The 13,485-nt window shown below is 76.5% G+C and carries 11 protein-coding genes; 9 read left to right on the top strand and 2 right to left on the bottom strand.

Features of this window, described 5'->3' with window-relative positions:
- Positions 1-101: 101 nt before the first annotated feature.
- Positions 102-380, bottom strand: coding sequence for a PLDc N-terminal domain-containing protein (locus J5O08_RS11310; RefSeq protein ID WP_218706970.1), 279 nt, complete (start codon positions 378-380; stop codon positions 102-104).
- A gap of 380 nt (positions 381-760) precedes the next feature.
- Here J5O08_RS11310 and J5O08_RS11305 point away from each other — a divergent pair, with 380 nt between their 5' ends.
- Both J5O08_RS11305 and J5O08_RS11300 read left to right on the top strand, forming a co-directional pair.
- A complete protein-coding gene (locus tag J5O08_RS11305) occupies positions 761-2,572 on the top strand; it encodes an Ig-like domain-containing protein (RefSeq protein WP_218706969.1) in 1,812 nt (603 codons plus the stop codon).
- A 187-nt stretch (positions 2,573-2,759) separates the two neighbouring features.
- Positions 2,760-3,836: an alpha/beta hydrolase gene (locus J5O08_RS11300; protein WP_218706968.1), complete on the top strand. Its 1,077-nt coding sequence runs from the start codon at positions 2,760-2,762 to the stop codon at positions 3,834-3,836.
- Between the two features lie 24 nt (positions 3,837-3,860).
- Here J5O08_RS11300 and J5O08_RS21360 read toward each other — a convergent pair whose 3' ends face one another.
- Entirely contained in the window at positions 3,861-5,480 is a 1,620-nt protein-coding gene (locus J5O08_RS21360) for a CdaR family transcriptional regulator (RefSeq protein WP_218706967.1), read from the bottom strand.
- Positions 5,481-5,572: 92 nt separating this feature from the next.
- Between J5O08_RS21360 and J5O08_RS11290 the strand changes: the two genes are divergently transcribed.
- Genes J5O08_RS11290 through J5O08_RS11260 form a run of 7 tightly spaced genes read left to right on the top strand, consistent with a single transcriptional unit; the run spans position 5,573 to position 13,431 of the window.
- Positions 5,573-6,667, top strand: coding sequence for a DUF917 domain-containing protein (locus J5O08_RS11290; RefSeq protein WP_205693626.1), 1,095 nt, complete (start codon positions 5,573-5,575; stop codon positions 6,665-6,667).
- Positions 6,660-8,237 carry a hydantoinase/oxoprolinase family protein gene (locus J5O08_RS11285; protein ID WP_308281564.1) on the top strand — a complete coding sequence of 526 codons (1,578 nt, stop codon included), beginning with the start codon at positions 6,660-6,662 and terminating at the stop codon, positions 8,235-8,237. The genes J5O08_RS11290 and J5O08_RS11285 overlap by 8 nt, the downstream gene beginning before the upstream one ends.
- A gap of 36 nt (positions 8,238-8,273) precedes the next feature.
- A complete protein-coding gene (locus tag J5O08_RS11280; RefSeq protein WP_218706966.1) occupies positions 8,274-9,863 on the top strand; it encodes an ABC transporter substrate-binding protein in 1,590 nt (529 codons plus the stop codon).
- Positions 9,864-9,865: 2 nt separating this feature from the next.
- Positions 9,866-10,894, top strand: coding sequence for an ABC transporter permease (locus tag J5O08_RS11275; protein ID WP_218706965.1), 1,029 nt, complete (start codon positions 9,866-9,868; stop codon positions 10,892-10,894).
- Positions 10,891-11,826 carry an ABC transporter permease gene (locus J5O08_RS11270; protein WP_218706964.1) on the top strand — a complete coding sequence of 312 codons (936 nt, stop codon included), beginning with the start codon at positions 10,891-10,893 and terminating at the stop codon, positions 11,824-11,826. Before J5O08_RS11275 ends, J5O08_RS11270 begins: the two co-directional genes overlap by 4 nt.
- Complete coding sequence (locus tag J5O08_RS11265; protein WP_218706963.1) at positions 11,823-12,653, top strand: ABC transporter ATP-binding protein; 831 nt, start codon at positions 11,823-11,825, stop codon at positions 12,651-12,653. Before J5O08_RS11270 ends, J5O08_RS11265 begins: the two co-directional genes overlap by 4 nt.
- The gene (locus J5O08_RS11260) at positions 12,646-13,431 is read left to right on the top strand and encodes an ABC transporter ATP-binding protein (protein ID WP_218706962.1); all 786 of its coding nucleotides are present in this window, start codon (positions 12,646-12,648) and stop codon (positions 13,429-13,431) included. Before J5O08_RS11265 ends, J5O08_RS11260 begins: the two co-directional genes overlap by 8 nt.
- Positions 13,432-13,485 lie beyond the last annotated feature (54 nt).

The following is a 13,485-nucleotide window of genomic DNA, read 5'->3' as shown; positions in this document are numbered from 1 at the left end:
CCGCCCGCGGTGGGGGGGTTGGGCGGTCGGGTGTGCCCCACCCCCCGGGGGGGGGGGCGCCCCCCCCCCTCCACTCGACGCGGGTCGACGGGCCCCGGAGCTCAGCCGCGGCCGGGCCGAGGGGTTCGCGCCGCGGCCCGGTTGGCGGCGCGACGGTCCAGCGCCGCGCCCGCGAGGTAGGCCGCCGGGCCGAGCACCGGGACCACGAGGATCAGCGCGAGGTGCACCAGGGCGTTCGACGCCGACTCCCGGCGGCGCGCCCAGACGAGCAGCGCGCCCACCGTCAGCGCGACGAGCAGGAGGACGGTCGCGGTCCACAGCACGTCGTAGGCGGCGGGAACCATCAGCGACCAGCCCTCGACGTCGTCACGCGCGCCCATCCCGTCCCCCTCCACCGCACCGGGACGGACGACCCGCCCCGGTCCGGGACGCTACCGGGGCTCGCGCGGCGGCGAGGCCGGTTCAGCGGTCCGGTGCCGACCGGGGCCCAGCGGCAGGTTGTGCCGGGCACACCCGGGTGGGTCTCGTGGTCGCGGCTGAACCCGGGCGCGGCGGGGGGGGGGGGCCCCCGCGCGGGGGGCGGGGGGGGCCCCCGGGGGGGGGGGGGGGGGGGGGGGGGGCCCCGGGGGGGGGGGGGGGGGGGCCCCCCCCCCCGCCCCCGGCGGATCCTCACCCGGGGCCAGGGGCGGCCGATCGGCAGGACGCGCCGGTCGACGGCGCCGTCGCTCCCCCGGGCGACGCCCCGACCTGGAGCCTCCCTGTGGCAGACCTCTTCCGGCGACCCGTGGCCACCGAGCCGGCCGCCCCGTCCACGGCCCGCCGCCGGCGCCGCAGCCGCCGCGTGTCCGTGGCGCTCGCGCTGGTAGCCCTGCTCGCCGGGGCCGGCGCCGGGACGGCGTCCGCGGCCCCCTACGACCCGGCGTCCGAGATCGTCGTGCCGTCGACCGTCACGGTCGGCGAGACCGCCGCCTTCCAGGTGACCTGCCCCGACCCGTCCGCGACGGCCATCGAGTGGTTCACGTCCCAGAACCCCTCCCCGCGTGTCCGGGTCGAGGACGGCGTCCCGGTCGGCGGCGGCGTGCAGTTCCGGGCCGACGTCGTGTTCCCCCACGCCCAGGCGGCCTGGTTCCAGGTCGCGTGCTTCTACGGCGAGCAGCCGGCTGGCCAGTGGCCGTACGTCGAGCTCGAGGTGCAGGGGCACGCCACCACCACCGGGCTGCGGATCGCGGGCCCGGCACAGGGCGGTCGCGTCTCCGGCGACGTGACCGTGACCAGCTCCGGCGGGGTCCCGCTGGGACAGGTCGAGCTCCTCGTGGGCGGCTCGTCCGTGCGCACGGTGACCTTGGTGGACGGCGCGGCGCCGTTCACGCTCGACGGCCTCACAGGCTCGTCCGCCACCGTCGAGGCCCGGTTCCTGCCCGCGGACTCCACGTACCGCACATCCACGTCGAGCCCGGCCGTCGTCCCGCTCGTGGTCCGTCCGACGGTGACGCTCACCGCGCCGGCGTCCGTGTACGCGTCGGTGCCTTTCGAGCTGTCCGCGCGGGTCGTGGCACCCGACGGCGGCACCACCCCGACGGGCACGGTCGACTTCCTGTACTCCGAGGGCGCCCGCCTCGGCAGCGCCACCCTCGTCGGCGGCGTCGCCACCGCCTCGGTCGTGGCCCCGTCGACCGGAGTCCTCGACGACGTCGTCGCCGTCTACCGCGGGGACACGACGTACGGCGACGCGGGCTCGGCCTACGCCGACGTGCTCGTCGCCCCGATCCCCGTCCCGGTCGTGACCGTCACCGCGCCGACGACGGCCGGCACCGGTGGCCTCACCGCCACGGTGCGAGTCGCCGCTCCGACCGACCTGCTGCCCACGCCCGGCGGCGGCGTGCAGCTGATCATCCACGTGCCCGGCACCGGCCCGGTGTCGGTGACGAGCGGCCTCCTCGTCGACGGCTCGGTGACGATCTCGACCGGCGCGCTCCCGCCCGGCACCTACCGCCTGCTCGCGCACTACTCGGGTGGTGGCGGCGCCCCGTACGCCCAGACCGACTCCCCGGAGCATGACCTGGTCGTCACGGCCGCCCCGACGCCGGCGCCCGGGCCCGCGCCCACCCCGGTCACCCCGGCGCCGGTGACCCCGGCCCCGGCGACTCCCGCCCCGGCCGCGCCCATCGCGACCGGCTCCGACGCGACCCCGCAGATCACCTCCTCGAAGACCCTCATGCGCGCGGGCGCCGAGGTGACCCTCGTGGCCCGCGGCTTCGTGCCGGGCGAGCGCGTGACGTTCGTGCTGCACTCCGACCCCGTCGTCCTGGGCACCGCCGTGGCGGACGCAGACGGCGTCGCCACGCTGACGGTGGAGCTGCCCACCGGCGTCCCCGCAGGCGCGCACACCGTCGTCGCCACCGGCGTCGACTCCGGCCGCTCCGCCGACGTCGGCGTCACGCTCACCGGCGCCACCGACGAGCTCGCCGTCACCGGCACCGACCCGGACGCGCTCGGCGGCCTGGTCGCCGCGCTGCTCGTCACCGGCGGTGCGCTCGTCACGGGGGCACGGCTGCAGCGCCGCCGCGCCTGACCGCGTCCGCACCACCACGACCGCCCGTCCCCGGGCACCCGGGGCGGGCGGTCGTCCGTCCACGGGTCGACGACGGGCCGGGTGGAGCGTTCTGCCGGACACGCGCCGGTGTGTCGGGCAGAACGCTCCACCGCCGGCTTCTCCGCGAGAATGCTCAGCATGCTGAGGATCGCCTAGACTGGCGCGCATGACCCGACGGACCACCTGGCTCGGCCTCCGCGCGCTCGTGGGGCTCGCCCTGCTCGCCGCCCCCGCGTGGGTGCTGGCGACCGCCGGCGGGGCGGTGCCGCACCAGCACTGGACGCTCGGCGCGCTGCTCGCGGTGAGCGCGCTCGCCGGGGTCGCCCTGCTGGTCGCGACCGCGCTGGCCTGGCGCCGCGACCGGCGGCGCGCGACGGCGCCTCCCGCCACCCCGTCGACCAGCACCTCGTCGGCCGACACCCCGCGGTCGGGCGTCACGGGCGCGAGCGCCCCGTCGCCCGACGCCGAGCCCGCCGCGCGCCCGGAACCGGCGCGCCCCCGCGGCCGTCGCGTGCTGCGCGCCACCGGCGCCGGCGTCGGGCTCGCGCTGCTCGCCGTGCTCGCCGCGGCGACCGCCTGGCTCCGCCCGTTCCCCGCCACCGACGCCGCGCTCGACGCGCTGCGCGGCGACGACGCCGTCGAGGTGCGCGAGTCGGCCGGCTGGTACGCGTTCGTCCCGCGCGACGCCGAGCCGACCACCGGGCTGGTGTACTCCCCGGGCGCGCGCGTGGACGTGCGCGCCACCGCCGCCGTGCTGCGGCCGCTCGCCGAGGCGGGCTACCTCGTCGTCGCGCTGAAGGAGCCGCTCGGGATCGCGCTGACCTCGCCGGGCCAGTCGGCGTCGGCGATGGCGGCGTTCGACGGGGTCGAGCGCTGGGCGGTCGGCGGGCACTCGCTCGGCGGGGTGGCGGCGTCGTCCTTCGCCGCCGCGCACGACGACGAGGTCGACGGCCTGCTGCTGCACGCGTCGTACCCGCTCGGCGACATGGTCGATGCGGACCTGGTCGTCGCGTCGGTGTCCGGGTCCGAGGACGGGCTGACCACGCCGGCCGACGTCGACGCGTCGCGCGCGGACCTGCCGGCGGCGACGACGTTCACCCAGGTCGACGGCGCGGTGCACGCGTTCTTCGCCGACTACGGCCCTCAGCCGGGCGACGGCACCCCGACGGTCCCCCGCGAGGAGGCGCGGGCCGAGATCGTCGCCGCCAGCCTCGCCCTGCTCGACGAGGTCGCCGCCGGCTGACGCCCACCCCGCGGGACCGCGACCTCAGCCCGCCGGCGCCGCGTCCAGGAGGCCGCGCATGCGGCACGCGAGGTGCAGGCCGAGGCGCACGTCCGGGTCGGCGAGGTCGACGCCGAGCGTCTCGGTGATCCGCTGGATCCGGTAGGTCACCGCGTTCGGGTGCAGGTGCAGCGCGGCGCCGGCGTGCTTCGGCGAGCACTGGTGGTCCAGGTACGCCGTGAGCGTCCGGACCGCGGTCGCCGCACGGGCCGGCCCCAGCGCGTCGACCGGCGCCAGGAGCTCGCCCATCACCCGGCGGGACAGCGGCGACGCGTGCAGGTCGGCCAGCACCCGGCGCAGGCCCGTGGTGTCCATGACCGTGATGACCCCGGGCCGCCCGGTGCGCAGCGCGAGCTCCGCCGCGGACCGCGCCTCCACCGACGACTGCCGGATGCCGCCCAGGCCGCGCTGGTCGGTGCCCATGCCGACGTGCACCACGGCGCCCTCGTCGGCGACCAGCCGCGCCACGGCGACGTCGACGTCCGCGCGCGCCGCCCGGACCAGCAGCTGGCCGTCGCCGCCGTCGTCGTCGCTGGCCAGCAGGAGCAGGCTGCCACCGACCCGGACCACGTGCCACCAGGTGTCGGACGGGTGCATGATCTCGAGGCAGAGCATCTCGGCGCCGGCCAGCAGCCGGCGGCGCTCGGCGATCGGCGGGTCGCCCTCGCCGTCGTGCCGGGGTCGCAGGTCGACCCAGAACGCCACGTGGGTGCTGTCGACGGGCAGGCCGATGCTCCGGGCCTGCTCGGTCAGGCCGACCAGGTGGGTCGGCTCGGCGACGACGATCTGCGCCAGCAGCTCCGCGCGGGTCTGCGACGGCGCGAACCGGTGCTCGAGGGTGCGACGGACCAGCCGGCCCACGGCCGCGGCGACGGACGGGATCACCAGGTCGGCCGCCCGGTCGGGCACCGCGCACCGGACGGTGCCGACCACGCGGTCGCCGACCAGCACCGCGCCGGGATCGGCGGCACCGTCGGCGGACGCCGCAGACGCCCCGGTCTGCGCACCGGCCCCGCGCCCGAGGCCCCCGGCGTCCCCGTGCAGCTCCACCGGCCGCCCCAGGGCGTCCGACACCGCCGCGAGCAGCGCCGCCACCCCGCCGTCGTCCGCCTCGTCGTCCCCCGCGGCGCCCCGGGTCAGGACGTCGAGCACCGCCTCGGCCCGCGCCACGGTGTCCGAGGTCCCGCCGCGCACGGTGCGGTTCAGCCAGACGATGAGCTCGTTGACGTCCGCGGTCGCCGGCACCGCGAGCAGCGGCAGACCGGCCCGCGCGGCGATGCGGGCCGCGGTCACCGGCACCCGGTCGGCGCCGACCAGCACCAGCCCCGCGTGCGAGCGCTGCGCGGACCGGCGGACCGCGACGTCGACCTCGTACGGCTCGGCGGCCCGGAGCGCCCCGGCCATGAGCACGACGAGCGCGCCGGCGGCGGGCGACCCGACCGAGCCGAGGTCGCCGACGGTCGCGACCTCGCGCACCTCCGCCGCCTCGGCGGCCTCCCCGGCGGCGCCGCCGATGACGCCCCCGGCCCCACCGGGTTCACCCGCCCCGAGCACCCGCAGACCGTGATGCGCGCCACGCGCCACCAGCTCACCAACCGTCGCCATGCCCCGAATTGTGGCCGCAGCACAGTTCTGCGCCAAAACTCGTGATGAGACGGCATTCTCACCAGGCGGACCGCGCCCGCAGACTCCAGAGCGTGAGCGTGTTCTCCCCCATCCAGACCATCGACGCGGAGTCGGTCGGCGCCCTCGGGCGCGGCTGCGCCGTGCTCAGCACCGGCGGAGGCGGCGGCGTCGAGACCGGGCTGCTGGCCGCCGGCCACGCCCTCGAGCAGTACGGACCCGTCGAGGTGGTCCAGCCGGGCGACGTCGCCCCGGACGCCCTCGTCGTGCCGCTGTCGGGCATCGGCGCTCCCACCGTGTCGGCCGAGATGATCCCCGACGCGGACGACGTGCTGCGCCTGCGGGACGCGGTCGAGGAGCTGACCGGCCGCGAGGTCGCCGCCGTCATGTCCTCCGAGATCGGCGGCTCGAACGGCGTGCAGCCGGTGGCCTGGGCCGCGCGCCTCGGTGTGCCGCTGGTGGACGCCGACGGCATGGGCCGCGCGTTCCCCGAGGTCCAGATGATCTCGATGTACGTCGCCGGGCTGCCGGTCAACTCGATCGTGCTGGCCGACACCCTGGGCAACGTCACGACCATGAAGCCGGTCGACGGCCTGTGGGCCGAGCGCCTGGCCCGCGCGGTCGCCGTGGCCGCCGGGTCGCACGCCCTCATGGCCGACTACCTGCTGGACGGCGCGCAGCTCGACGGCGCCGTCATCCCCGGGACCGTGAGCCAGGCGGTCCGCCTCGGCCACGCCACCGAGGGCGCCGAGGACCCGCTGGCCGCGCTCGTCGAGGCGCTGGACGCCCGCGTGCTGGTCACCGGCAAGATCATCGACATCGAGCGCCGCACCGGCGGCGGCTTCGTCCGGGGCTCCGTCGTCATCGACGGCCTGGGCGACGACCGGGGCCGCCTGGTCCGCGTCGAGATCCAGAACGAGAACCTCGTCGTGCTCGACGAGGGCACCCTGCTCGCCTCCGTGCCCGACCTCATCACCGTGGTCGACACCGCGAGCGCCCGCGCGATCCAGACCGAGAACCTCCGCTACGGCCAGCGCGTCAGCGTCCTGGCCTGGGCGTGCCACCCGCTGTGGCGCTCGGAGCGCGGGCTCGAGGTCGTCGGCCCCCGGGCCTTCGGCTACGACCTGGACTACGTCCCCGTCGAGGAGATCGGAGCCGTCCGTGGCTGACCTGCGGCAGCGCCCGCTGCGCATCGGGATCGACGTCGGCGGGACCAACACCGACGCCGTGGTGCTCGACGAGAGCGGCACCGTCCTGGCCTGGACCAAGCAGGCCACCACCCGCGACGTGACGTCCGGTCTGCAGGCCGCGGTCGGCGCGGTCCTGGACCAGCTCGGCGACGACCGCGCCCGCGTCGGCCGGGTCATGCTCGGCACCACGCACGCGACGAACGCGATCCTGGAGCGCCGCGGCCTCGGCCGGGTCGGCGTCATCCGGATCGGGGCGCCCGCGACGACCGCCGTGCCGCCGCTGTACTCCTGGCCGAAGGACCTGCGCGACGCCGCCCTGGTGGACGCCGTCGTGGTCGGCGGCGGGCACCTGATCGACGGCTACCCGATCGCGCCGCTGGACGGCGAGGCGATCCGGGCGTTCGTCCGGAAGCACCGGGAGGCGGCCGACGCGTTCGCCGTGACCGGCGTGTTCAGCCCGGCGTTCCGGGACCAAGAGCTCGAGGTCGCGCAGATCGTCGCGGAGGAGGCCGGCGCGGACGTGCCGGTGTCGCTCAGCCACGAGATCGGCTCGCTCGGCCTGGTCGAGCGGGAGAACGCCACCGCGCTGAACGCCGCGCTGTACGGCGTGGCCCGGGACGTCACCGACGCGCTCGACCACGTGGTCCGCGCGCACGGCCTGGACGTCGTGACCTACTTCGCGCAGAACGACGGCACCCTGATGGCGCCCGACTACGCGGCGCGCTACCCGGTGCTGACGATCGGCTCCGGCCCGGCGAACTCGCTGCGCGGCGCCGCCTACCTGTCGCGAGTGCAGGACGCCGTCGTGATCGACGTCGGCGGCACCTCCTCCGACCTCGGCGTGCTGCTCAAGGGCTTCCCGCGCGAGTCGGCGCTGGCGGTGGACATCGGCGGCGTCCGGACCAACTTCCGGATGCCCGACATCCTCGGCATCGCGGTCGGCGGCGGCACCCGGGTGCGCGGCACCGCCGACGAGGTCCGCATCGGCCCCGACTCGGTCGGCTACGCGCTGCCGCAGCACGGCCTCGCGTTCGGCGGCGACACCCCGACGCTGACCGATGGCGGCCTCGTGGCCGGGCGCACGACGATCGACATCGCGGACGCCGCCCGCGTCGGCGACGACGACCGCGCGCTGCTCGCTGCCGGCCTGGCCGCCGCGGACGAGGCGATCGCCGAGGCCGTCGACATGGTGACGATGGGCCGCTCGGAGCAGCCGCTGGTCGCCGTCGGCGGCGGGGCGTTCCTGGTCCCCGACGACGTCCCGGGCGTGGCCGCCGTCCTCCGCCCGGAGTTCGGCCAGGTCGCCAACGCCGTGGGCGCCGCGATCGCGCTGGCGTCCGGCCGCTGGGAGGCGATCGTGCCCGCGGGGGCCGGCCGCACCGAGGCGCTCGACGAGGCCAAGTCCGTCGCGTGCCGCCGGGCGATCCAGGCCGGCGCCGACCCCGAGCACGTCGAGGTCGTCGAGCTGACCGAGGTCCCGCTCTCCTACCTCCCCGAGCCCGCGATCCGCGTGCAGGTCAAGGCCGCCGGCCCCCTCGGCGCGCTCTGACCCTCCCCTCCCCCTCCCGCAGAACGGAGCACCCCCGTGCGACGCAGCATCCTGACCGCCACCGGCGCGGTCGCCGTCCTCGCCCTGGTCGCCGCGTGCGGCGGCGGCCAGACGCGCGGCACCGGTGACAGCACCGCGGCCTCGTCCTCCGACGACACGTTCACGTTCGTCACCAACACCGAGATCGTCACCGAGTGGGACCCCGCGCTGTCCTACTCCAACGAGATCCGGGCGATGGAGAACGTCTACGAGTCGCTGACCTGGTACGACGCCGCGACCGAGACCGTCGAACCCCGCCTCGCGACCGACTGGCAGTCGTCCGAGGACGGCCTGACCTGGACCTTCACGCTGCGCGACGACGTCACGTTCCACACCGGCCGCGCGCTCGACGCCACGGCCGCGAAGGAGGCGCTGGACCGCACGATCGCGAAGGCCGGCGGCGCCGCCTACATCTGGGACGCCGTCGACTCGATCGAGGCGACCGACGCGACGACGCTGGTGTTCCACCTGTCGTACGCGGCCCCGGTCGACCTCATCGCGTCGTCCGCGTACGCGGCGTACGTCTACGACACCGAGGCCGCCGGCGACGGCGGCGACCTCGACGCCTGGTTCGCCGAGGGCAACGAGGCCGGCACCGGCCCGTACGCCGTCGAGGAGTGGGCCAGCGGCCAGGAGTACGAGCTCACGCTCGGCGCCTACGACGGCTACTGGGGCGGCTGGGAGGACGGCCAGTACACGACGGTCGAGTACCGGGTGACCCCGCAGACCACCACCGCGTGGCAGCTGCTGCAGAACGGCGAGGTCGACTTCGTCGAGACGCTGAACCCGGAGATCTTCGACCAGGCGGAGTCGACGGACGACGTCGCCACCTCGGAGACCGGCTCGTTCCAGAACCTGCTCGCGCTCTACAACACCGCCGACGGGCCCATGGCCGACGTGCGCGTCCGCCAGGCCGTGCAGCTCGCCACCGACACCGCGGGCCTGGTCGACGCCCTGAACGGCTCCGGCGTCGCCGCGCAGGGCATCGTGCCCGACGGCCTCCTCGGCTCCGGCGCCGGCATCAGCACCGAGCAGGACCTCGACGCGGCGCGCGACCTGCTGACCGAGGCCGGGTACGGCGACGGCAACCCGCTGACGCTGACCATGACCTACGCGCAGGGCGACGACAACCAGCAGCTCTACGTCACGCTGCTCACCTCGGCGCTCGCCGAGCTCGGCGTCACCCTCGACGCGCAGCCGCTGCAGTGGAACGCGCAGTGGGACCAGGCGCGCACCGGCGACCGCCAGGACGTCTTCGTCATGTACTGGTACCCGGACTACGCCGACGCGTACTCCTGGTTCGTCAACGTGTTCCGCTCCTCCGACGAGCCGTACTTCAACCTGTCGTACCTGGCCGACCCCGAGGTCGACGCCCTGATCGACGAGCTCCCGGCGCTGACCGCGACCGACACCGACGCCGCCCAGGCCGCCTACGAGCAGCTGCAGCAGCGCATCGAGGTCGAGGACGCCGCCGTGAGCACGCTGTGGGTCGACACCTACCAGCGCGCGTTCCGCGACGACGTCCAGGGCTACACCGACAACCCGGCCTACCCGAACGTCGTGTTCGTGCACGAGCTGAGCCGCTGACCGTGCTGGCCCGTCACCTGGTGCGCCGCCTGGCGCAGGCCGTCGTCGTCGTGCTCGGCGTGGTGGTCGTGAGCTTCCTCGTCGCGCGGGCGGTCCCGGGTGACGCGGCCGTCTCGGCGACCGGCGCGCGGGCCAGCGCGTCGGAGCTCGCGGCCGCCCGGGAGCGGCTGGGCCTCGACCAGCCGCTCCCGGTGCAGCTGTTCCGCTACCTCGGGGACCTCGTCCGCGGGGACCTGGGCACCAGCCTGCACACCCGGCAGCCGGTGGCGGCCGACCTCGGGTCGGCGCTGCCGGCGTCGCTGGAGCTCGTCGGCGCCGCGATGCTGCTCGCCGTGCTGCTCGGCATCCCGCTCGGCGTCCTCGCCGCGCGGTTCCGGGGCGGGCGCGCCGGCGGCGTGGACGTGTCGGTGCGCGTCGGCTCGGTGCTCGCCGTGTCCGCGCCCGTGTTCCTGCTGGCGCTCGTGCTCCAGCTGGTGTTCGCCACCCGGCTGGGCTGGTTCCCGACCGCCGGCGAGTACGCCCGGTCCCTCGACACCACCAGCCCGCTCAGCGTGTGGACCGACATCACCGTCGTCGACGCCCTGATCACCGGCAACTGGGCGATGGTCGGCAGCGTGCTGCACCACCTGGTGCTGCCCGCGCTCGCGCTCGCCGCGTACCCGACCGGCGTCATCGCGCAGATGACCCGCGCCGCGCTGCTCGAGGAGGCGGCGCAGGACCACGCGCGGATGGAGCGGGCGCTCGGCTTCGGCCGGCTCGCGGTGCTCGTGCGGTTCTCCCTGCGAGCGGCCTCCGCGCCCGTGCTGCAGCTGGTCGCGCTCGTGTTCGCGTACGCGCTGGTGAACAGCTTCCTGGTCGAGTCGATCTTCAACTGGCCCGGCCTCGGGTCCTACACGGCGACCGCCATCTCGTCCGTCGACACCCCCGCCATCGCGGGCGTGACCCTGACGGTCGCGCTGGTCTACGTCGTCCTCAACCTCGCCGTCGACCTCGCGCAGACGGCCCTCGACCCCCGGGTCAGGCTGACATGAGCATCCACCCCTCCCCCGTGACCGACGCCGCGCCCGCCCCACCGGTGCCGCCCGCCTCCCGGGTGCCCGGCACGGGCTCGGTCGCCACGCGGCTGGCCCGCCTCGCCGGCCGGGACCGGCTCGCCGCCGCGTCCGCCGTCGTGCTCGTCGTGATCGTCCTGCTGGCCGTGCTGGCCCCGTGGGTCGCGCCGTTCCCCGGCGACGGCACCACCGCCACGCACCCCGCCGACCGGCTGCTCGCGCCCGGCGCCGAGCACTGGTTCGGCACCGACCAGGTCGGCCGCGACGTGCTGAGCCGCGTGCTCTACGGCGCCCGCACCTCGCTGGGCATCGCCGCCGCGGTGCTCGCGATCTCGGCGCTGGTCGGCGTGACGCTCGGCGTCGTCGCGGGCTTCGCCGGCGGCTGGCTGCGCGACGTCATCATGCGGGTCACGGACGTGTTCCTCGCGTTCCCCGCGCTGCTGCTGTCGCTCGCGCTCGCCGCGATCCTGCGCCCGAGCGTCGAGACCACGATCATCGCGATCGCGGCCACGTGGTGGCCCTGGTACGCCCGGCTGTCCGCCTCGGTCGCGCAGTCCGTCCGCACTCGCCCGTACGTCGACGCGGCCCGCTGCCTCGGCGTGAGCCCCGCGCGGATCGTGTGGCGGCACGTGCTGCCGAACTCGCTGACGCCCGTGCTGGTGCAGCTCTCCCTCGACGCCGGCGGCGTCATCCTGACCGCGGCGTCCCTGTCCTACCTGGGCCTGGGCGCCACCGAGCCGACCAGCGAGTGGGGCCTGATGGTGCAGTCCGGGCAGTCGCTGTTCACGACGCACTGGTGGGTGTCCGCGTTCCCGGGCCTCGCGATCCTCGTGACGGCCTTCTGCTTCAACATGCTCGGCGAGGGGCTGCGGGACCTGCTGGACCCGCGGGCGGCCGGGGGCCGGTCGTGACCGCCGGGGCGGCCGGGGCCGCCGCCGCGCCGCTGGTGTCCGTCCGCGACCTCGCCGTCCGGTACGGGGACCGCGTCGTGTCCGCGGTGCCGACCCTCGACGTCCGCCCCGGCCAGTGCGTCGCCGTCGTCGGCGAGTCCGGCTCCGGGAAGTCGACGCTGCTGCTCGCGGTCCTCGGCCTGCTGAACGGCACCGCGGCGCGGGTCTCGGGGTCCGTGGTCGTCGGCGGCACCGAGATGGTGGGCGTGTCCGAGCGCACGGCCGGGAGCGTGCGCGGGTCCGCGGTGTCGCTCGTGCTGCAGAGCCCGCAGGGGTCGCTCAACCCGACGATGCGGCTCGGCCGGCTCGCGCGGCACGCGCTGCGCCGGCACGGGATCCGCGGGGCCGAGGCGCGGCGGCGGGTCGCCGAGGCGCTCGAGGCCGTGCGGCTGCCCGCCGACGTCGTCGACCGGTACCCGCACGAGGTGTCCGGCGGCCAGGCGCAGCGGTTCGCGATCGCGACCGCCGTGGCGCTGGGCGCGCCGGTGATCGCGGCGGACGAGCCCACCAGCGCCCTCGACGTCACCGTGCAGGCGGAGGTGATGGCGGTGCTCGACCGGCTGCGGCGGGAGCAGGGCACGGCCGTGCTGCTCGTGTCCCACGACCTGGCGCTGGTGTCGACGGTCGCGGACCACGTCGTGGTGATGAAGGACGGCGCCGTCGTGGACGCGGGCGACGTCGACCACGTGCTTCACCGGTCGACGGTGCCCTACACCCGCGCGCTGCTGGACGCGGTGCCGCGGCTGGGCCACGGCCGCGCCACCGAGGAGGAGGTCACCGGTGCCTGACGCCCCGATCATCGAGCTCGCCGGCGCCGACCTGGCGTACGGGAGACGGACCGTCGTGCACGGCCTGGACCTGGCCGTCGCGGAGGGCGCGTCCGTCGCGCTCATCGGCGAGTCCGGCTCCGGCAAGTCGACCGCCGCCCGCGCCGCGCTCGGCCTGCTCCGTCCCGTCGGCGGCGAGGTCCGGTACCGCGGCACCGCGCTCGACCGCCTGGACGCCGCCGGCCGCCGCGCCTACCGCGCCGCGGTACAGCCGGTGTTCCAGGACGGCCCCGAGACGCTCGACCCGCGCCAGCGCGTGGGGTCGGCGGTCGCGGAGGGGCTGTCCCTGCCGCGCGGCGAGCGGGCGGCCGCCGTGGCCGGGCTGCTCGCCGACGTCGGCCTCGACCCCGCCCTGGCCGACCGCCGCCCGCACGAGCTGTCCGGCGGTCAGCGGCAGCGCGTCGGCATCGCCCGGGCCCTCGCCGCGGATCCGCGGCTGCTGGTGCTCGACGAGCCCACCTCGGCGCTCGACGTCACCGTGCAGGCCCGGATCCTCGACCTGCTGGAGCGGCTGCGGGCCGAGCTCGGCCTCGCGATGCTGCTCATCACGCACAACCTCGCCGTCGTCGACCGGCTGTGCGACGACGCCGTGGTCCTCGAGGCCGGGCGGGTCGTCGAGCGCGGACGGGCGCGACGGGTGCTGGACGCGCCCGCGCACCCGTACACGGCGCGGCTGCGCGCGGCGGTGCCGGAGCTGGGCGGCGCGCTCCCGGGCACGGCCCCGGCGCGGGGCGCCTGACCGGCGCGCCCGGCGCCTCCCCCGACCCCCGCCGCGGTCGCGGCCCCGACCCCT

The organism is Cellulomonas sp. PS-H5, from assembly GCF_019265565.1.
GTDB lineage: Bacteria > Actinomycetota > Actinomycetes > Actinomycetales > Cellulomonadaceae > Cellulomonas.
Note: the sequence above shows the minus strand (reverse complement) of the source record. Positions and strands in the feature narration are given on the sequence as shown.